The sequence below is a fragment of the Paenibacillus kyungheensis genome (assembly GCF_028606985.1).
Lineage (GTDB): Bacteria > Bacillota > Bacilli > Paenibacillales > Paenibacillaceae > Saccharibacillus > Saccharibacillus kyungheensis.
Window position 1 is genome coordinate 4020757 of the sequence record NZ_CP117416.1, and the last position, 21958, is coordinate 4042714.

General features: G+C 40.5%; 17 protein-coding genes and 1 other annotated feature. All 17 genes read right to left on the reverse strand.

The genetic code is table 11. The features are described 5' to 3' along the window. Position 1: 1 nt before the first annotated feature. A complete protein-coding gene (locus PQ456_RS17225; RefSeq protein ID WP_273613380.1) occupies positions 2 to 1378 on the reverse strand; it encodes a bifunctional folylpolyglutamate synthase/dihydrofolate synthase in 1377 nt (458 codons plus the stop codon). Positions 1379 to 1388: 10 nt separating this feature from the next. After that, entirely contained in the window at positions 1389 to 4058 is a 2670-nt protein-coding gene (locus tag PQ456_RS17230) for a valine--tRNA ligase (protein ID WP_273613381.1), read from the reverse strand. Positions 4059 to 4120: 62 nt separating this feature from the next. Next, positions 4121 to 4381 (reverse strand) — a binding site (T-box leader). 82 nt (positions 4382 to 4463) lie between these two features. Then, on the reverse strand, positions 4464 to 5408 hold the full coding sequence (locus PQ456_RS17235) for an RluA family pseudouridine synthase (RefSeq protein ID WP_273613382.1): 945 nt from the start codon (positions 5406 to 5408) through the stop codon (positions 4464 to 4466). Beyond that, positions 5405 to 6712: a glutamate-1-semialdehyde 2,1-aminomutase gene (hemL, locus tag PQ456_RS17240; protein WP_273613383.1), complete on the reverse strand. Its 1308-nt coding sequence runs from the start codon at positions 6710 to 6712 to the stop codon at positions 5405 to 5407. The genes PQ456_RS17235 and hemL overlap by 4 nt, the downstream gene beginning before the upstream one ends. A 39-nt stretch (positions 6713 to 6751) precedes the next feature. Continuing rightward, positions 6752 to 7756 carry a porphobilinogen synthase gene (gene hemB, locus PQ456_RS17245; protein WP_273613384.1) on the reverse strand — a complete coding sequence of 335 codons (1005 nt, stop codon included), beginning with the start codon at positions 7754 to 7756 and terminating at the stop codon, positions 6752 to 6754. A gap of 122 nt (positions 7757 to 7878) precedes the next feature. Then, the gene (gene cobA / locus PQ456_RS17250) at positions 7879 to 9429 is read right to left on the reverse strand and encodes a uroporphyrinogen-III C-methyltransferase (protein ID WP_273613385.1); all 1551 of its coding nucleotides are present in this window, start codon (positions 9427 to 9429) and stop codon (positions 7879 to 7881) included. A 4-nt stretch (positions 9430 to 9433) separates the two neighbouring features. After that, the gene (hemC, locus tag PQ456_RS17255; RefSeq protein ID WP_273613386.1) at positions 9434 to 10384 is read right to left on the reverse strand and encodes a hydroxymethylbilane synthase; all 951 of its coding nucleotides are present in this window, start codon (positions 10382 to 10384) and stop codon (positions 9434 to 9436) included. Between the two features lie 26 nt (positions 10385 to 10410). Further along, complete coding sequence (locus PQ456_RS17260) at positions 10411 to 11121, reverse strand: precorrin-2 dehydrogenase/sirohydrochlorin ferrochelatase family protein (protein ID WP_273613387.1); 711 nt, start codon at positions 11119 to 11121, stop codon at positions 10411 to 10413. Beyond that, on the reverse strand, positions 11118 to 11819 hold the full coding sequence (gene ccsA / locus PQ456_RS17265; RefSeq protein WP_273613388.1) for a cytochrome c biogenesis protein CcsA: 702 nt from the start codon (positions 11817 to 11819) through the stop codon (positions 11118 to 11120). The genes PQ456_RS17260 and ccsA overlap by 4 nt, the downstream gene beginning before the upstream one ends. A 140-nt stretch (positions 11820 to 11959) precedes the next feature. After that, a complete protein-coding gene (gene hemA / locus PQ456_RS17270) occupies positions 11960 to 13345 on the reverse strand; it encodes a glutamyl-tRNA reductase (protein WP_273613389.1) in 1386 nt (461 codons plus the stop codon). Positions 13346 to 13623: 278 nt separating this feature from the next. Then, on the reverse strand, positions 13624 to 14028 hold the full coding sequence (gene speD / locus PQ456_RS17275) for an adenosylmethionine decarboxylase (protein WP_204826703.1): 405 nt from the start codon (positions 14026 to 14028) through the stop codon (positions 13624 to 13626). A 317-nt stretch (positions 14029 to 14345) separates the two neighbouring features. Then, positions 14346 to 14927 carry a non-ribosomal peptide synthetase module gene (locus PQ456_RS17280; RefSeq protein WP_273613390.1) on the reverse strand — a complete coding sequence of 194 codons (582 nt, stop codon included), beginning with the start codon at positions 14925 to 14927 and terminating at the stop codon, positions 14346 to 14348. 197 nt (positions 14928 to 15124) lie between these two features. Next, complete coding sequence (gene yihA, locus PQ456_RS17285) at positions 15125 to 15814, reverse strand: ribosome biogenesis GTP-binding protein YihA/YsxC (protein WP_273613391.1); 690 nt, start codon at positions 15812 to 15814, stop codon at positions 15125 to 15127. A gap of 320 nt (positions 15815 to 16134) precedes the next feature. Then, positions 16135 to 18492, reverse strand: coding sequence for an endopeptidase La (lon, locus tag PQ456_RS17290; RefSeq protein WP_273613392.1), 2358 nt, complete (start codon positions 18490 to 18492; stop codon positions 16135 to 16137). A 192-nt stretch (positions 18493 to 18684) separates the two neighbouring features. Beyond that, positions 18685 to 19803 carry a flavodoxin-dependent (E)-4-hydroxy-3-methylbut-2-enyl-diphosphate synthase gene (gene ispG / locus PQ456_RS17295; protein ID WP_204826707.1) on the reverse strand — a complete coding sequence of 373 codons (1119 nt, stop codon included), beginning with the start codon at positions 19801 to 19803 and terminating at the stop codon, positions 18685 to 18687. Between the two features lie 126 nt (positions 19804 to 19929). Beyond that, entirely contained in the window at positions 19930 to 21186 is a 1257-nt protein-coding gene (gene clpX, locus PQ456_RS17300; RefSeq protein ID WP_069325531.1) for an ATP-dependent protease ATP-binding subunit ClpX, read from the reverse strand. A 14-nt stretch (positions 21187 to 21200) separates the two neighbouring features. Next, positions 21201 to 21791 (reverse strand): ATP-dependent Clp endopeptidase proteolytic subunit ClpP, encoded by a 591-nt coding sequence (gene clpP / locus PQ456_RS17305; protein ID WP_069325532.1) that lies wholly within the window; start codon positions 21789 to 21791, stop codon positions 21201 to 21203. Positions 21792 to 21958 lie beyond the last annotated feature (167 nt).

The following is a 21958-nucleotide window of genomic DNA, read 5'->3' on the forward strand; positions in this document are numbered from 1 at the left end:
CTCACCAGCCCTTTTCAGAATCGGTTTGATGCAAAAGAGTCGCTCTTACATCCGAAATTAAATACAGTGTTCCGGTTACGACCCCTAGATCTTCCCGTTCTGTTCGTGATTGAAGCAACTGAATACCTTGCCGCCAGTCACGCTCCACTATAACATTGACTTCTGTTCTGTTCATTTCTTGTTGTAATCTGATCACTAATTGTGCCAATTGATCTGCATCCATTTTGCGTCGAAAATCGGGTTCTGTCAAAATAATTGTATCTGCAATTGATAATAGATGTCTAAATACAGGTTCATGATGCTTGTTTTCTAACATGCCGACAAGCATATGAAGCTTCTTGTAATGATAAGTCTGCGGTATACTTTTGACAAGCATTGCTGCTCCTTCAGGATTATGTGCTCCATCCAGTACAATCGTTGGCTCGCCAGGCATCTTCTCTAAGCGTCCTGCCCAAAAAGTATGTCTAAATCCCTTCAGCAACAGCTCATCATCCAATACAAAAGCTGAATATTGACGCAGTACTTCTAACGCCATCATCGCTACACCTGCATTGGTACATTGATGTTCTCCTTGCATAGAGATCGTAATATCGATTTCACGAAAAAGACCTTTGTAACGGAACGTTTGCTCAGCTTCATCGCCAGATCGACGTTCTGCTGTGTATTGTTCACCTGCTAAATAAAGCGTTGATTTGCAAGCTGCTGCTTTAGCACGAAGCACTTCGATCACTTCCGGTTGATCTACACTGCTCACTACAGGTACGCCCGGCTTGATAATACCGGCTTTTTCACTAGCAATCTGCTCTAATGTATCTCCTAGAATATCAGTGTGATCATAGCCTACATTTGTAATGACCGACAATATCGGATGAACAATATTGGTTACATCCATTCGTCCACCAAGACCTGTTTCCCAGATCACCACATCAGGATAACATTCTTCAGCAAAGTACAAAATGGCAAGTGCTGTTGATACTTCAAACATCGTTGGTGATCCCAAATCTGTTGTTGCCATTTGCTCCACTAAAGGATATAGACGATTAGCTAAGCGACACAATGTCTCTTCTGGAATATCTATACCGTTATATTGAAAACGATTGGTGAATTTGGTGATATACGGCGATGTAAATGTACCGACATCATAGCCGCACTGTATCAAAACACTTGTTAAAAAAGCACACGTGCTTCCTTTACCATTCGTCCCTGCAACATGTACAAATTTAAGCTTACGATGCGGGTTACTCAATAACTCCATCAGACCTTCAATACGAGATAACCCCGGACGAATCCCAAAAGGAATCAGACTATTTATCCATTCAACAGCTTGCTCATAAGTGTGAAAAGGGGCTTGATGCCCCTCTGATGTTCCATGTTCCATCCTGTTCACCTTACCCTTTCAATTCTGCGATTCGGGCAAGAACTTTTTCACGTTTTTCCGAATAATCAGCTTGTTTAGCACGTTCTTCTTCAATCACTTTAGCAGGTGCTTTAGCTACAAAGCCTTGATTAGCTAATTTTTTATCAACACGTTCAACTTCAGAAGTTAAAGTCGCTACTTCTTTTTCCAGACGAGCGATTTCCTGACCGATATCAAGCAGACCCGCAAGTGGTAAATACAACTCTGCGCCGGTAATAATCGCTGTCATCGCTTTATCCGGTGCTGATAGATCCAATCCAGATTGATACTCAGAAGTGTTGCTGAAGCGACGAATATATCCTTCGTTGGATTGAATAATATCCAATGTTTTTTGGTCTTTGGCTTTAACCATCAACTCGATTTTTTTGCTCATCGGTACATTCACTTCTGCACGAATATTACGAACAGCACGAATCAAGTCGATCAACAAATTCATTTCTTCTTGCGCTGCTTTGTTTTCTAAAGCTGGATCAAATTCAGGCCAAGCTGCAAGTGTAATCGTATTGCCTTCATGCGGCAAATGTTGCCAAATATCTTCTGAAATAAATGGCATAAATGGATGAATCATGCGCAATGTACGATCCAACACATAAGCTAATACCGATTGCGTTGTTTTCTTCGCTACTGCATCTTCACCATATAGTGACAACTTAGCAATTTCGATATACCAATCACATAGATCATCCCAGATAAAGTTATACAATAGGCGACCTGTTTCACCAAATTCATACGAATCGATTAGACGTGTAATATCACGTGCTGTTTCGTTCATACGATGTAGTATCCAGCGATCTGCTGTGCTAAGATCACCACTCAAGTCGATATCTTCATAACGGAAGCCTTCCATATTCATCAAAACAAAACGGGAAGCATTCCAGATTTTATTTGCAAAGTTACGTGCTTGTTCTACACGCTCCAGACGGAAACGCAAATCTTGTCCTGGTGTACTACTTGTAGACAACATATAACGCATCGCATCTGTACCATATTGCTCAATCACTTCAAGTGGATCAATACCGTTACCTAGTGACTTGGACATTTTCTGTCCATCCGCAGCCCGTACCAAACCATGCATCAATACGTCTTTAAATGGAATTTGATCTGTAAATTCAAGTGCTGTAAAGATCATACGAGATACCCAGAAATAGATAATATCGTATCCAGTTACAAGTAAATCGGTAGGATAATAACGTTTCAAATCTTCTGTTTCATCCGGCCAGCCAAGTGTAGAGAACGGCCATAATGCAGAACTGAACCATGTATCCAATACATCTTCATCTTGACGCAAAGTTTTACCTGCATGTTCAGGCAAATGACTTGGATCTTCTGTTGCTACAATAATCTCGCCTGTTTCTTCACAATGCCATGCTGGAATACGATGTCCCCACCATAATTGACGGGAGATACACCAGTCACGTACATTTTCGATCCAGTTCAAATACGTTTTTTCAAAACGATCCGGTACAAAGTTAACGCCTTCGCCTTCTTTTTGCGCTTTAATCGCAACATCAGCAAGTGGTTTCATTTTTACAAACCATTGTGTAGACAAATACGGTTCAACTACTGCGCCTGTACGTTCGCTGTGTCCTACTTGGTGTACATGATCTTCGATTTTGATCAAAACACCTGCTGCTTCTAGATCTTTAACGATCTGTTTGCGACATTCACTACGATCTAATCCTTGGTATTGGGCTGCATTTTCATTCATCGTGCCTGTCTCATCCATTACTACGATCTGAGGCAGATCATGACGATGCCCCATTTCAAAGTCATTCGGATCATGAGCAGGAGTGATTTTTACAGCGCCACTACCGAATTCACGGTCAACATAATCATCAGCAATAATCGGAATTTCACGTCCGGTAATTGGTAATACTAGCATTTTACCAATCATATCTTTGTAACGTTCGTCTTTGGGATGAACGGCTACCGCTGTATCACCAAGCATTGTCTCCGGGCGAGTCGTTGCTACCACAATATGTCCGCTACCATCTTGAAGCGGGTATTGTAAATGATACAGATGTCCGTTCACTTCTTTGTATTCTACTTCAATATCTGATAAAGCTGTACGTGCTTCAGGGTCCCAGTTAATAATGTATTTACCACGATAAATGAGACCTTTGTTGTATAGCTTTACAAATACTTCACGAACCGCTTTGGATAAACCTTCATCCAATGTAAAACGTTCGCGTGAATAATCAAGAGAAAAGCCCATTTTCGCCCATTGCTCATGAATGTTAGCTGCGTATTTGTCTTTCCATTCCCACACTTTTTCTACAAACTTCTCACGTCCCAAATCATGACGAGTGATACCTTCTGCACGCAGATTTTGCTCTACTTTGGTCTGTGTTGCAATCCCTGCATGATCTGCTCCTGGAAGCCAAAGCGCATCAAACCCTTGCATCCGTTTGGTACGAGTCATAATATCTTGCAATGTAAAATCAAGTGCATGTCCAATATGAAGCATACCTGTTACGTTAGGAGGTGGAATAACGATTGTATATGGCTTCGCATCAGGACGTTGCCCTGCTTTGAAAAAATCATTTTCCATCCAATAGTCATACCATTTACGTTCTGCCGATTTAGGATCATAAGTTGTCGGCATTGAAGTTGTTGCTTGATTCTCATGCGTATCTGCCATAGTAAATACCCCCATATTCGTAGTCATTTTGCTAAAATTCTCAATAAAAAAAGCCCTTCGTCTCAAAGGACGAAAGGACTTAGCTCTCGCGGTACCACCTTTGTTTCGTCCATGCATAAAAAAGCCTATGAACGACACTCCGAGGCAGATAACGGCTGCTACCGGTTTATTCTACATTCAGTATCCATCTAATAGGTTTACTGAAATTCAAATAAACAACTCCCAGGCGACTTCGATCTACCGGATCCTATAGAACCTTTCAGCGCAACAGTTCTACTCTCTTGAGGACGATATAATCTACTATTCCCGTTCAAGGTTATTGAGATCATAAATAAATCAATATTTACTCCAAATCATACCCGTTGCTCCTATCAAAGTCAATAAAAAACCTGTCATAGAGCTGACTTAAAGGCGAGGTATGCCTGATTGATCCAATAATTCGATCATATCCTCTGGTAAAGGATCATTAACAGTCATTATTTCCTCTGTAAAAGGATGTTCAAATGTTAATTGTTCTCCATGAAGTGCCTGACGATAAAATTCTTGACTACCTCCATAAAGAACATCCCCGATAAGCGTATGACCGACATCACTCATATGCACACGAATTTGATGAGTGCGCCCTGTTTCTAGTGTTAACCGCACAAGACTCGCTCTGGCTGAACTGTATAATTTCTCAATATGAGTAATCGCTTCTTGCCCTGTCGGAGACACCCGTCGACGCTGTTTGTGATGGCGATCTTTGCCGATTGGTTGATCTATGATAGTTAATTGATCACTTACTTTGCCCTGTACAATAGCTATATATTTACGATCAATCGTTTTAGAACGCATTTGCTCATCTAATTTGGATAAAGCAAATTCATTTTTGGCATATAAAACAGGGCCTGTTGTATCTTCATCCAGACGATGCACATGACGAACAGCATACTTCTGATCTGTTTGTTGATAATGATCGGCTACTACATTGGCTAATGTAATCGTTGAATCAGATGCTTCCGAAGGATGAACATTCATACCTGATGGCTTATGCATCACCAGAACATAATCATCTTCATAGAGCACTTTCGCGCGATCATGTGGACGAGGATCAAACCCATAATCCATCGGTGGAAACAGACGAAGCCGAATATGCTCTCCGTCTATTTTCACTTCACCTTTGGAATGCAGTCGACCGATTAATTTCACCGGAACCGATACTTGTTCTAACCACTGCATCACCGCTTTGTGTCTGGCATTGCCTTCTGCCTGTAGAAGATCATTATTCGGTGTAATTTGTAACCATTCTCCATCTCTTATAGAACACTGAGCCAGAATAGAAGATGGCTTAGGATCGGATACATTCATCATGATTGCAAAGACTTCATCACTTCATAATGAGCTGCAAGCGTCTGTTCAATATCTTCATCACTATGAACACCCGATACAAACATACCTTCAAATGGAGACGGAGCTACACTGATTCCGCGATCTAACATGGCTCCAAAGTAACGCTTGAACATATCCATATCGCTAGCTTTGGCAGAATCATAATCTGTTACCGGCCCTGCTGTAAAGAATGGACATACCATCGATCCTACACGATTGACAGTCAATGGAATCCCAAACTCAGCCGCATTCTTTTCAAATCCTGCTTGCAAACGAGCAGAAATTGTCTCCAAACGCTCATAAACTGCTGGAGTTAAAAGACTAAGTGTAGTATACCCTGCCGCCATAGCCAGTGGATTACCACTCAATGTTCCTGCTTGATAAATAGGGCCTGTTGGCGCTACTTGCTCCATAATTTCACGTTTACCACCATAAGCACCTACAGGCAATCCACCACCGATGACTTTACCCAGACATGTCAAATCAGGTGTAACACCGTAACGTCCTTGTGCACAATTCAAATCAACACGGAAACCTGTCATCACTTCATCAAAAATAAGCAAACTACCATATTGAGTCGTAATATCACGTAATCCCTGTAAAAATCCCGGTTGTGGTGGAACCACTCCCATATTTCCAGCAACAGGCTCTACAATAATACAAGCAATCTCTTCTCCAAAACGTTCAAACGCTAACTTTAGAGATTCCAGATCATTGTAAGGAACTGTAATCGTATTGGTTGCTACTGATTCAGGAACACCCGGACTATCAGGTAAACCTAATGTAGCGACACCTGAACCTGCTTTGATCAGCAGACTATCGGAATGTCCATGATATGAACCTTCAAATTTCAAAATTTTATTGCGCTTTGTATATCCACGAGCAAGACGAATCACACTCATGGTCGCTTCTGTTCCTGAATTGACCATACGTACAATATCCATTGATGGAACACGTTCTACGACAAGCTTCGCCATTTTTGTTTCCAGTTCAGTAGGTGCACCAAAGCTTGTTCCTTTGATTGCTGTTTCTTGAAGAGCACGCACCACATCAGGATGCGCATGTCCCATAATGAGTGGTCCCCAAGAGCCGATATAATCGATAAATACATTACCATCAATATCATACAATCTTGAACCTTCACCACGTTCAGCATAGATTGGTGTTAAGCCTACCGTTTTGAAAGCACGAACAGGGCTGTTCACGCCTCCAGGAATATATTGTTTTGCTTCTTCAAAAGCTTCTCGTGAACGCTCATCACGACGAACAGAATGAGTAGATTCCATGAGCAAATACCTCCATCAATCAATTTATTTGAGATTAAATTATTGTTCTTCACGCAACCAACGTACAACATCTTTGGAGAAATACGTAATAATCATGTCTGCTCCTGCACGTTTGAAGCCAAGCATCATTTCAGTTACAATCCCACGTTCATTAATCCAGCCATTTTGTGCAGCAGCTTTGACCATAGCGTACTCACCGCTTACGTTATAAGCCACCAATGGTAGATCAAAGTTCTCACGTACAGCACGCAATACATCCATATAAGCAAGAGAAGGTTTGACCATCAACATGTCTGCTCCTTCGGCTACATCACTTTCAGCTTCCCGTAATGCTTCACGTACGTTAGCAGGATCCATTTGATAAGACTTACGATCACCAAATTGAGGTGCAGATTGAGCAGCCTCACGGAATGGGCCATAAAATGCTGAAGCATATTTAACAGCATACGACATAATCGGAATATCTTTGTATCCTGCTGCATCTAAGCCTTCACGAATCGCATATACAAATCCATCCATCATATTAGAAGGAGCAATAATATCTGCTCCTGCTTCTGCTTGAGAGACTGCTGTTTTGACTAACAATGTTAACGATTCATCGTTATCGACTTCTGCTTCAATATGACCATCACATTCATGTGCATGCACAACACCGCAATGTCCATGATCGGTAAATTCACATAGACACGTATCTGCAACCACTAGTAGATTCGGATAATTAGCTTTAATCCAGCGAGTCGCTTGTTGTACCAGACCATCTTGAGCATAAGCACCTGTACCTACACTATCTTTCACTTCAGGAACGGCAAATAATAAGACTGCTGGAATGCCCAATTCAGCAATTTCTTGAATTTCTGCTTGCATAGTATCTAATGAGAAATTGTATACGCCAGGCATCGACGAAATTTCTTCTTTTACATTTGTGCCGTATGTTACAAATACCGGTTGAATAAAATCGCTTTTGTGCAAAATCGTTTCTCTTACCATGCTACGAATAGCAGGCGTTTTGCGAAGACGACGGTGACGTGAAAAAGGTTGACTCATAATCATATTCCTCCTTGAATGTATACATCATAAATAACAACATATTCTTACTACCCTAGATAAATAAAACCGACCAGCACTTGCAAGGTCGGCATATCTGATGTCGATCATCAATTTATAGCTTAAACATCTATCAATACATCAGCATTCCAACGACAAAGCACATCTAGTAATCCTTCAATCGTTGCTTGTTCAGCCAATAATCCTACTTTGAGGCCTGCTTGCTCTGCTGTTAAAGCAGTCTGCGGTCCAATACAAGCAATCATCGAATGTTGCAATGCTTGTACAGGATCTTCAATGCCCATCTTTTTCAAAGCTGCTAAAAGATTAGTTACTGTCGAAGAACTGGTAAATGTAACAGCATGAATCGCTTCTTCCTCTAATAACTTACGTAACTCAATATCATCTTCTCCGACCATAACTGTCTCATACGTATCGATCTCGGTCACTTCTATATTCATCGTTCGAAGTGTATCCGGTAACCATGAGCGTGCTAGATCACCACGGGGTAGTAAAACATGCTGTCCGGCTTGTAGTTGACCTTCTAAGCTGTCTAACAAGCCTTCTGCTTGGAATTTCTCAGGCAAGGGCATAGCAGCAATCCCATGCAATCTTAGAGCTTCTAATGTAGCAGGACCGACAGCTACTATTTTGGCACGATACAATGCTCGAATATCTTGAGCATGTAGCTTCAAATGTTCAAAGAAGTACTCTACTCCATTAACACTGGTGAAGAATACCCAATCATATTTAGGCAAATTTGATAAAGCATTGGCGATATTTTGAGTGCTTTCTTCATCTACAGACAGCCTTGTCTCAATTACTGGATACTCATACGGTTCTCCGCCTAGCTCATCAATACGATTAACCAATTCACTCGCCTGACTACGTGCACGAGTTACCAAAATACGCTTACCGAATAGAGGCAAATCTTCTACCCATTTCAAATGCTCACGTTGATTCACCACTTCACCGACTACAATGACAGCAGGCGGTCTGAAGTTAGCAGCTTCTACTTTAGCAGCGATATCTTCAAGTGTACCGACCAGTGTCTCTTGTTCAGCTCGTGTTCCCCAACGAATCAAAGCAACAGGTGTAGATGTCGGTCGTCCATGCTTTATCAATTGCTCACTAATATAACCAATCTTAGCAACACCCATCATAAAGACAAGTGTTCCTGTAGCGTTAGTCACTTTATCCCAGTGAATACTTTGATCCAATTTATCAGGGCTCTCATGCCCTGTAATAATAGATAAAGATGAAGCAAAGTCACGATGAGTAACCGGAATACCTGCATATGCAGGCACAGCAATCGAAGAACTAATCCCCGGTACAATTTCATAAGGAATCTGATGTTGGCGTAGCAATTCAGCTTCTTCCGCTACTCTACCAAAAATCGTCGGATCGCCACCTTTTAGACGGACAACCGTTTTCCCTTGTAAAGCCAGATCAACCAGCAACTGATTAATCTCTTCTTGCTTCATCGTATGACGATCAGGCAATTTGCCTACATAAATTTTTTCTGCTCCTGGCTTGACTTGCTTGAGCAACCGTGGACTTGCTAGACGATCATAGACTACCGCATCTGCAAGCCCTATGCATTCCCAGCCCCGAAGCGTAATTAACTTTAACGCTCCAGGACCTGCCCCCACCAAATACACTTTACCGGTCATACACTCATCCCCTTACTTCTGCCAGTATCCGATCTGCTCCCTGACTTTTCAGTTGTGCCGCTACAGCAATACCAAGTGCTACAGGATCTGTACCCTGCATCGTTTCTTTCAGCATAATACTGCCATCCGGTGTAGCAACCATTCCTGTTAATTGTATAATACTTTGCTCTTCCGGCACATCCGAACTTTGAAGACGAACTGCATATGCACCGATAGGCACCTGACAACCACCATTTAACTCAGCCAAAAATGTACGTTCTGCTGTAACTGTGACTGCGGTTAGATCGTCATTATACAAAGACAACAATTGCAACATTTCGATATCATCTGCGCGACATTCGATTCCAAGTGCTCCTTGTCCTACAGCAGGCAGACAGATGTCTGTCGGTAAAAAGGAAGTGATTCGATCCGACCAACCCATACGCTCTAATCCTGCCGCCGCTAGCATAATCGCATCAAAGCCTTCGGTTTCAAGCTTACGCAAACGAGAATCAATATTGCCTCGAATCGATTCAATTTGTAGATCAGGACGATATAATTTAAGCTGACTTGCACGTCTAAGACTACTTGTACCAAGCTTAGCCCCTTGCGGAAGCTCTTCTAACGAACAACCTGTACGTGTAATCAAGCAATCTCTAGGATCGACTCTTGGTGGTATTGCACCATTGATAAGACCTTCTTGTAATTCAGACGGCATATCTTTCATACTATGCACAGCCATATCAATCTCACCATCAAGTAGTGCTTGCTCAATTTCTTTAACAAATAGACCTTTTCCCCCGACTTTGGACAAAGTAACATCTAGAATCCGGTCGCCTTTGGTAATAATCTTTTTAATTTCAAAATGTACTTCTAGACCTTGCTCTTCACTAATCGCGGTTAACGCATCAATCACATGACCTGTTTGTGTTAACGCTAGAGCACTTTGTCTACTTCCTACTACGATCGTACGCATATATTCATCTCCTGATCCCATTGTATTCAATAGTCTAATTGCTCTATTGATTGGTTGATCCAGTGTTGTATTTGTTGCTCACTCCAGGGTTCAAATACACCCTGCCGAATATCTTCTAAAATAGAAAGCGACATCGCTTGATGTAGCAATGATTTGCGTAATGATTCATCGCTGACTTGTGTAGCAATCTTTTCCCGTAAATGATACAAAAAATCAATATACATCTCATATTCATTTCCAAAATGTTGATTGATTTCTTTCGCAATCTGACGACCTGCTAAAGGTCCAGCTCCAGAAGTCGCTACAGCTATCGTTAACCGTCCACGACGAATCACATTTGGATTAATAAAAGTACTCTGTTCACGCTGATGAGCAACATTTACCGGAATGCGGTAAGAACGTGCTTCATTAGCAACTTGATTATTAACTTCAGGTACTGATGTAGCCGCATGTACCAAAAAATAAGGTCTGTAACCAAATTCACTAAGTTTCTCATCGGAAAGAACACGATTAGCGATATCACCACTCTGATATTCGCGATCATGCCAGCGTATCTGCTGTTGATCTACTAATTGTTGCAATTTCGGTGTTACAGTAGGGCTGATTATCGTGAGTACGGCTCCTGCTTGTAGCAAAGAGATACTTTTACGTTCAGCCACTTTACCGCCACCTACAATCAGACAATCTTGATCTCTACAATCCAGCATAATAGGCAGATAATGAATAGAATCACTCATACACCCACCCATTGATGAAAAGCAGACCATGAATTAGAAACAAAATTTAAAATAAACAAAATATATCCTAAGATTGCCCATAGTGCCATCGTGTTGGCTGAATAGTTACGCATTTTTTTGGTAGCAAAAAAAGCGACATACACACATAACGCTAACAACGTAAACACCACTTTGGAATCCAGCAAAAGAATATATCTTCCTTCTGCAACAATCGACATCAAAGCGACAATCAACGAAACGATCAATACCGGTGTACCGATTAACATCGCTGTGTAAGTGTACTTCTCCATACTTTCTAAGCTAGGTAAACGGCGTACTGTATTATCCCATTTTTTTTGTTTTAATTTGCGATGTAAAAAGAGATACATCGAAGCAAACACAGCAGCTACCGTATAAGCAGCAAAACTAATATTAGCAAATATTACATGTAAAATTAATAATCCATGAACGGTATCCCAACCTGTAGGGAGTACACCTTCACCCGGTGAATGAAGTCGATTTTGCACCATAGCACAAAAGCCGATTACATTTAACAGCAATACGGCATAATCAGTCTTCAATACCTTTTCAATAAAAAAGGAAATTAATATTAAAATAAAAGTCAGTACAAAGAAAAAATCATACGTTGAAAATAACGGTAATGTTTTTTCCTCTATCGTTCGAATCGTAATACTGACGATCTGAATAACAAATACCAAAATAAGAAACCCTGTGCCTAACCGCTTCGCCCTCGGATTGCGACGAATGCAATCCGAGAAATAAAACAGAAGGCTCAGGGCGTATAAATAAATAATAATATCGTATAACAGGTTAAAAAGCGTCAAAGCGAATCACCTGCCTATAGGGTTGCGGGAGCAAAAGACCCAAAACTACCTTCTAATCCCAATTTATTAGCTTGCACAGGCGACTGTGCTTCAGAAACTTCGCTTTGATTGACTTGATCTGCTGAATGTTCAAGCTGATCTTCTAAAGCAAATATTCGAGTGAACAAATCAAGTGCTTCAGCCCCATCTTTCTCGGCAGCCATTTCTTTAATCCGATGAATCGGTTCATGATTCATTTGATTTACGATACTTTTGGTTAGACGACTGATCACTTTACGTTGTCGTTCATCTAACTCTGGTAATTTATTAAATAAACTTTCCAGTGTCTCTGCATGAATATCTGCTCCACGTTCTTGTAGAGCACGAATTGCTGGACGTACACCTAATGTTTTGAGCCATTGATTGAACGATTCTACTTCTTGGCGGATCATACGCTCAATCTTAATCGATTCTGCTCGGCGCATTTCCATATTGCTTTCTACAATACCTTCTAGATCATCGATATCATATAAAAACACATTGCTAATATCGCCAATTGCTGGATCGATATCACGTGGAACCGCTATATCAATCATAAACAAAGGACGAGACTTACGCAATTTCATACTTTGAGCAAGTGTATCTGCATTTAGTACATATCCTTGTGCTCCTGTAGAACTGATCAGAATATCTACTTGATGTAAACGATCCATCGCTTGTTCAATAGTACACGGTGTACCGTTGAACTTATGCGCCAATTCTTGAGCACGTCCAAGTGTACGATTCGCTACAATCACTTCAGCCGCACCGTTCGCATATAGATGCTTCACAGTAAGCTCGCTCATTTTACCAGCACCTAGAATCATAATCACTTTATTATGAAAAGCACCGAAAATGCGCTTGCCTAACTCTACAGCTGCATAACTGATCGAAACTGCACTTTCACCGATCATTGTTTCTGAATGTGCCCGTTTGCCCAGTGTCACAGCTTGCTTAAACAACATATTAAACCATGTACCTGTTGCTTTATTTTCTTGCGCCCATTGGAATGAACGCTTTACTTGACCCAGAATCTGAGTCTCACCCAGCACCATCGAATCCAATCCACAAGCTACACGAAAAAGATGACTAATCGCTTGTTCATCTTCATATATATATAAATGCTGTGTAAATTCCTGACGGGGAATACCGAACCACTGCTCCATAAAGGTACGAATAAAATGTCCACACATATGCAGACGATCTAATACCACGTAAATCTCCGTACGGTTGCAAGTCGCTACAATAGTCCCTTCCAACACACTCTTAGTTTCTCTGAGCTGCCGGAGCGCCTGCGGTAAATCTTCGTCCGCAATAGCAAACCGTTCTCTCACTTCAACGGGTGCTGTGCGGTAATTCAATCCGACAACAACGATGTGCATTGCAAGTTCACCTGCCTAATCTAAAAGTCATATCTCTATACGTTCATTAACAATACGTTAATTATATCACAGCTAAATTACGAATTTCGTCGTTTTTATGAAATGTTTATGAAATCATCATCGGAATATAGACACAATTTCTTTATCCCTACCATAATCAAATGATTTCATATCTTCAAATGATGGACTTAAAAAGAAATAGCCATAGGTAACCCCCATGGCTATTGTTTAGATCTTATTTCATTTTAATCTTTTGCTTCTACAAAGCAAAGTTTATATTATTGATTGATAAGTTCAACCGATTTGATTTCAGGTGTTTCCACTTGAAGTTCTCCCAAACCGCGAACTAATTTTTTGGCATACGTTTTTTCAGGTTTCAGAACGGATACCAGGTAGTCAATAGCTAACTGTGGATCTACGGTCTCTCCGCAGGTATAGCAGTCAATAGCCGCGAATCCTCTCTCAGGATATGTGTGAATCGAGAGGTGACTCTCCGACAACAAAACAAGTACTGTAGCACCTTGTGGTTCGAATTGTTTGGCTTGAACAGACATTACTGTTGCTCCGCATGCTTCAGCTGCATCAACCATATGAGCTTGCAAAACCTCAGCATTATTCAGCATATCAAAATCTACACCCCAAGTATCGACAGCAACGTGTCTTCCGAAAGTTGAGTATTCCATCTTCCGGTTCCCCCTTCCTAGGAATAAAATGTTTGAAAAATTTCATCCGCTAGGACCTACGTCATTCACTTCCCGAGGGTCTTATCTCTCGCAACATTACTATGTCCTGAGTGAATCCTGGTTCCTAATATTATTTTCAACGAGATTAAAAATAACATCTATCGACATGAAATGCAAGCCTTTTTGCAATATTTATTAAATATTTAAAGATTGTTTATTTTATCTGATTTAGTATGCATTTTTATGTATAAATATAATATTTTTATAATAAAAAAGCCTGCTTTCCTCAAAAGGAAAACAGACACTATGATTCGTAGTTAAGCTTCCATACCGAACAATCTTTGGGATTGAATACGTAGCTCTTGATCAATCTGCTCATACGGACCTTGTGAAGCTAAACGTTGGTCCAACAGACGATCTACAATACTTCGCACCAATTCAATATCAGTCTCAACAGATACAGATTGCCACTGGCTTTTCATATCTATTGCTGTATGTTTGTGTTGGTAGATCATTTTCTCTTGTTCGCCTATACATTCCACAATCTGACGAACAGAGCCTTGTTGATAATGGTATCTCATGATAAATCCATCATAGATTCGATTGACTACTCCGTTGCCTTTGAAAGCAACAAATAGTTTGCGAATGATGTTGGTTAACTGCGGATTTACCAAGCGGAAAGATAACTCACAGACATAGCTTCCTTCTCTGAGGTCAAAAGGTAAATGCACTTCTTCTCCGTTTTTCACTCCGAGAACAATTTCCTGATTTCCGTTATCAAGTATTTTTACCCGATGGTGGATCTGAGGATCTTCGGCATAATGGACAAACTGGGACATTTGAGCTTTCGACAACTGTAAACTGGCTTTAATATATTCTGTGGCTAACCGCTGAGCCATAAAAATCTCCTCAATTCTTTTAACATTCCAATATATTCATTATACATCATCTGCGAAACGCCTTGCTTGTGATCAAGATGAACTATTTTCACCATATTCCAGAAAAAAACGGAACAATCCCCGTAAAGTTCTAAAGAACGGCCTGAATACTCACTTTTCTATACAAACTTCTTCGTTTTGCTGACCTGTTCGTGACTTTATTGATTGCTTTGAGGGGGTTTGGACTCTTCCATTTCTAACGAATGATCTTCGTTCTCTGTCTCCACTTGCGCTACTTCTTCATCATCTTCTGACTCAGGAAGTGCAAAAGCATAACGTTCGATGACGGACCATAGTTCATCTTTACCCAATCCTGTTTCAGATGAAAACAGTACAAAATCATCTTCCGGTACAAAGCTCAAACCATGTTTAACGATTTTGATATGCTTGTCCCATTTACTACGTGGAATCTTATCGGCTTTGGTAGCAACGATACAGACATCCCGTTCATAGTATTTAAGCCACTCATACATAATTACATCGTCTTTGGAAGGTGGATGGCGAAGATCGATCACCAGTACAACCATACGTAACGTTTCGCGTTCGAGTAAATATTTTTCAATCATTTTACCCCATGCTTCACGCTGACTTTTGGAAACTTTGGCATAACCATATCCAGGAAAATCGACGAAATACATCGATTCATTGATCATATAGTAGTTTAGATGTTGTGTTTTACCCGGTGTTGCACTGGTACGTGCCAGGTTTTTACGGCTAATCAAACGGTTAGTCATAGAAGATTTACCTACATTAGATCGTCCTGCTAGAGCAATCTCTGGCAACCCATCTTCCGGGTATTGGTTCGGACGCACCGCGCTAATAATAAATTCCGCGCTATTTACTTTCATAATTACAAGTTCCCCTTTAGTTAGAAGTTGAAAGTGAATCGCTGACCTATTAGCTTCAATCGCTCCATAAATAGATTATTTTGTCGATCGCTGTTAAGGTCGAATATCTTGAAATACTGCTGGTCGCAATAGATATTCGACCTTAAAGGCAAGCGCTTCGCTTCTATCAAATAATTCTATTTATTTCGCTACGTGCTAAAAAAGGTATGCTATCCCTTACAACGGATTAGTAATAGTATAGCACATCAAATAAACGGAATCGCTCTATTTTACTGCTTATAGAACGATTCCGTTGGTTGGTTGTTATTTAGTTGAGTGGTTTAGATTAAAGGTTGGATCGTTTCAGGTGTTTCTTTGGGAGCGATAAGAGCTTCTTCTAGCACCTGATCCATATGAGATACAGGCACAAAGGTAAGATCGTTTCTTACGCTTTCTGGAATGTCACGTAAGTCGCGTTCGTTATCCATTGGAAGTAGGATTTTTTTGTAGCCTGCACGGTGAGCAGCTAAAGTTTTTTCTTTGAGACCACCGATAGGGAGTACACGTCCACGCAGTGTGATTTCACCTGTCATGGCGACTTCTTTAGATACAGGGCGACCGGTTAGAGCCGAGATTAGTGCAGTTGCAATCGTAATACCGGCAGAAGGACCGTCTTTAGGGATAGCGCCTTCTGGAATATGAATATGGATATCATTTTTCTCATGGAAATCGTCTGCAATATGCAGGTCTTTGGCTTTGGAACGTGTGTAACTGAATGCAGCTTGTGCTGATTCTTTCATCACATCGCCTAATTTACCTGTTAGCATTAATTTACCACTACCCGGTACAACGGTGACTTCAATCGTTAGCGTTTCTCCGCCTACTTCTGTCCAAGCAAGTCCAGTGACACTACCGACTTGATCTTCTTTTTCAATCAGACCATAACGGAATTTAGGTACACCTAGATAATCTTTGATTTGATCCGGTTCAATAGATACTTTTTCTAAATTATCAGAGACGATTGCTTTGGCTGCTTTACGACAAAGTGCAGCTACTTGCTGTTCTAAATTACGCACACCCGATTCACGTGTATACTCACGAATCATACGTAGCAGTGCATCTTCGCCAATTTCTAATTGCTCAGGAGTTAGACCATGTTCTTCGGTCTGCTTAGGCAATAGATACTGCTTAGCGATCTGCATTTTCTCAAGTTCAGTATATCCAGGAATAGAAAGCATCTCCATCCGATCTAATAACGGACGAGGAATACTTTGCACACTATTTGCTGTTGTCACAAACATAACGTTCGATAAATCAAACGGCACTTCAACAAAATGGTCACTAAACGTATTGTTTTGCTCGGGATCAAGCACTTCCAACAATGCCGCTGAAGGATCTCCACGGAAATCAGAAGCCATTTTGTCGATCTCATCCATTAGGAATACAGGATTGGTCGAACCTGCTGTTTTCATCCCTTGAATAATACGTCCAGGCATTGCTCCTACATACGTACGACGATGACCACGAATCTCAGCTTCGTCACGCACACCACCAAGTGAGATACGAACAAATTCGCGTCCTAAAGACTTGGCAATCGAACGTGCTAATGACGTTTTACCAACACCCGGAGGCCCTACAAGACAAAGAATAGGTCCTTTTAGCTTTTTCACTAATTTCTGTACTGCTAAATATTCAAGCACCCGTTCTTTGGGCTTATCAAGTCCATAATGATCTTCGTTCAAAATCGCTTCTGCATGATGAAGATCCAGATCATCATCTGTCGATTTCGACCACGGTAAGCTGATCAACCAGTCAACATAGTTACGAATAACACTACCTTCAGCAGAACTGGCAGGCATTTTCTCCAAACGATCAATTTCTTTTTCGATCTTTTCTTGTACTTTTTCAGGTACCGAAATTTCGGATAATTGTTGACGTAACTCTTCGACTTCGCCAGCTCGACCTTCTTTTTCACCTAGTTCTTTTTGGATCGCTTTCATTTGTTCACGCAAATAATATTCACGTTGCGTTTTTTCCATTTGCTTTTTGACACGTTGATTGATTTTGCGTTCCAATTCTAATACTTCACGTTCATTATTCAAAATATCTAACAAACGTTCCAGACGCGCACGAACATCAACCGTTTCCAAAATATCTTGTTTGTCTTTGATTTTGATCAACAAATGACTGGTAATCACATCTGCCAACCGACCAGGTTCTTCAATATCAGATACCGCTGCTAATGTCTCTGGCGTTACCTTTTTGGACAAATTAATATAATGTTCAAACTGAGTCAATACGGTCCGCATCAATGCACTGACTTCCGGATCATTGGTTTCTTCTTCCGGTAGTTCTTTTGCTTGCACTTCATAGTATTCTTCATTATCAATATATTGAATAATCTCTGCACGTTCCAAACCTTCCACCAGTACACGAATCGTTCCATTAGGCAGCTTCAACATTTGTCTGACTTTAGCTACCGTTCCGATTCTAAAAATCTCATCCTGGCTCGGCTCTTCGATGCTGACTTCCGATTGCGAACAAAGAAGAATTAAATTATCGTCAACCATCGCTTTTTCTAATGCCTTTACAGATTTATCTCGTCCTACATCCAGATGTAATACCATACTTGGATAGACAAGTAGTCCTCTCAAAGGCAGTAAAGGAAAACGACGCCCCTTATTTTTATTTGGTCCCATCGCTTTCATCCTCCTATGCTTGTGCGTATCATACTGCCTATATCATTCCTAGTTTACCAAATATCACATTGAAAAACCAATGATCCTCCAACCGATCTGATTTTGCAGAAATTCATGTAAAAAAAGATACTGATTGAGGCAACTTCCTCCACCAGTATCTTTACGTATGCTTTATTACATTAGTCTATACATTTACTTCGTTGCAGGTGCATGACGCTCTTCACGACCCGGAATTTTTCCTGTCGCTTCAAACGCTACAACAATTGCATCGATTTCTTTTTTCAATTCTACGACCATATCTGCTTCTGGTACTTTACGGATCATTTTACCATAGCGGAAAAGAAGTCCTTCTCCACGAGCACCAGCGATACCGATATCGGCTTCTTTCGCTTCACCTGGTCCATTTACCGCACAACCCAGTACAGATACTTTGATCGGCACTTTCAATTTGGAAATATACTCTTCAACTTCATTAGCTATCGAAAACAGATCAATATCCAAACGTCCGCAAGTCGGACAAGATACCAATGTTGCTGCATTCGTAATCAAGCCGAATGTTTTGAGTAGTTCACGAGCTACTTTTACTTCTTCTACAGGATCGGCACTCAATGAGATACGAACAGTAGAACCGATACCTAGTGCTAAAAGTGCACCAATACCCGCAGAACTTTTGATCGTTCCTGCATTCAATGTTCCTGCTTCTGTAATTCCTAAATGAAGCGGATAAGGAATCACTTTCGCTGCTTGACTATAAGCTTCGATCGCCATAGGCACATCAGATGCTTTAAGTGAAACGATAATATCATGGAAATCCAATTCTTCCAAAATACCGATATGGAATAATGCACTTTCTACCATTGCTTCTGGTGTTGGGTAACCATATTTCTCAAGCAAATGATTTTCCAGTGAACCGGCATTAACGCCGATACGAATTGGAATATTTTTTTCTTTACATGCACGTACAACAGCTTCAACTTTATCACGTCTACCGATATTACCCGGATTAATACGTACTTTGTCGATTCCATTTTCAATCGCAAGTAAAGCTAATTTATGATTGAAATGAATATCCGCTACAAGAGGGATATGAATGCGTTTTTTGATCTCTTTGATTGCTGCTGCTGCTTCTTCGTTGTTGACTGTTACACGAACCAACTGACAACCTGCTTCTTCCAGACGTAGTATTTCAGCTACAGTCGCTTCTACATCTGCTGTTTTGGTGGTACACATACTTTGAATCAGAACTTCATTACTGCCGCCAATTGTCAAATCTCCGACTTTGACCGGTCTTGTGTTTTCTCTCAAAAACATTTTTTTTGCTCCCTTACATGTGGGCTTAATCGCAAACCAGCCTTCATCCTGCAAAGGAAAAAGGCCGGCGCGTTATCTATGAACATCATAGAAGAAACGCATACTCAACCATTGATCGTTAAGTTATTATGCACTTTCTTCTTGCTTTTTATCTTTGCCTGTCTGTAACTCAGGAACCACTTTATCCTCAACAACTTGCTGAGTAATCACACATTTGGTTACATCATCACGAGACGGTACTTCATACATCACATCAAGCATAATGCTTTCGATGATGGCACGAAGTCCACGAGCACCAGTGTTACGTTTGATCGCTTCACGGGAGATCGCTTCAAGTGCACCTTGTTCAAATACTAATTCTACATTGTCCATTTCCAACATTTTGGAATATTGTTTTACCAATGCATTTTTAGGTTCAGACAAAATGCGTACCAATGTTTCTTCATCTAGTGGTTCTAGAGCAGAAATAACTGGTAGACGTCCTACAAATTCAGGAATCAAACCGAATTTAAGCAAATCTTCTGGCAATACCATACTTAGGTATTCGCCTGCTTTCAATTCTTTTTGACCTTCATTGTTAGAGTTAAAACCGATTACTTTTTTACCGATCCGGCGTTTGATATATTGCTCAAGACCGTCAAAAGCACCACCTACGATAAATAAGATGTTAGTGGTATCGATTTGAATAAATTCTTGATGAGGATGCTTACGTCCGCCTTGTGGTGGAACAGAAGCAACCGTACCTTCAAGGATTTTCAGCAATGCTTGCTGAACACCTTCACCGGATACATCACGAGTGATTGAAGGATTTTCAGATTTACGAGCTACTTTATCAATTTCATCGATATAAATAATACCGCGTTCTGCTTTTTCTACATCATAATCAGCAGCTTGGATCAGTTTCAGCAAGATATTTTCAACATCTTCCCCTACATAACCAGCTTCTGTTAAAGAAGTTGCATCTGCAATCGCGAATGGTACGTTCAAAATACGAGCCATTGTTTGCGCAAGTAACGTTTTACCAGAACCTGTTGGTCCTACAAGCATAATGTTACTTTTTTGCAATTCTACATCTTCAATTTTACTTTGTGAATTTACACGTTTGTAGTGATTATATACAGCTACAGACAATGATTTTTTTGCTTGATCTTGTCCGATAACGTATTGATCCAAAATCGCACGGATTTCTTGTGGTTTTGGGATATCTTTAAGATCTAACTCTTCTTCATGTCCCAATTCCTCTTCTACGATCTCTGTGCAAAGTTCGATACATTCGTCACATATATAAACACCAGGACCTGCTACAAGCTTACGGACCTGATCTTGAGATTTTCCGCAAAAAGAACATTTAAGCTGTCCTTTTTCATCATTAAATTTAAACATGTAAGCACCCCTCTTTAGCTTGTGATCGGACGAGTGAGAATTTGATCTATAATTCCGTAAGCTTTCGCTTCCTCAGCTTCTAAGAAATAATCGCGATCGGTATCTTTTTCAATCTTGTCTAAAGATTGCCCCGTACGTTCTACATAAATTTGGTTCAATTTTTGACGTGTTTTGATAATCCATTCAGCATGGATTTTCATATCTGATGCTTGTCCGCTAATACCACCAAGCGGTTGATGAATCATCACTTCACTGTTCGGCAATGCATAACGTTTACCTGGTGCACCTGCTGTTAACAACAGTGAACCCATACTTGCAGCCATACCGATACAGATCGTGGATACATCTGGCTTAATGAATTGCATTGTATCGTATATACCCATCCCTGCTGTGACAGAACCACCAGGAGAGTTGATGTATAGATGAATGTCTTTCTCTGGATCTTCCGCAGCTAAAAACAATAGTTGTGCAATAATGAGATTGGCTACATCATCATCAATCGCCGTGCTCAGAAACACGATACGGTCTTTGAGCAATCTTGAATAAATATCGTAAGATCGTTCACCTCTACTGGTTTGTTCGACAACCATAGGTACTAGACTCATAAGACCAACCTCTTTTCTTTGTCATAAAATATAGGGCATATAAAAATGCATAGAAATAATGACACAGAACCATTTTAACATGTACAAGGTCTCATGTCATTTTTTCAGTGCTAATCATTTTATCTATAAATAGGTAAAAATAAGGCACGCAAATGTATACGTGCCTT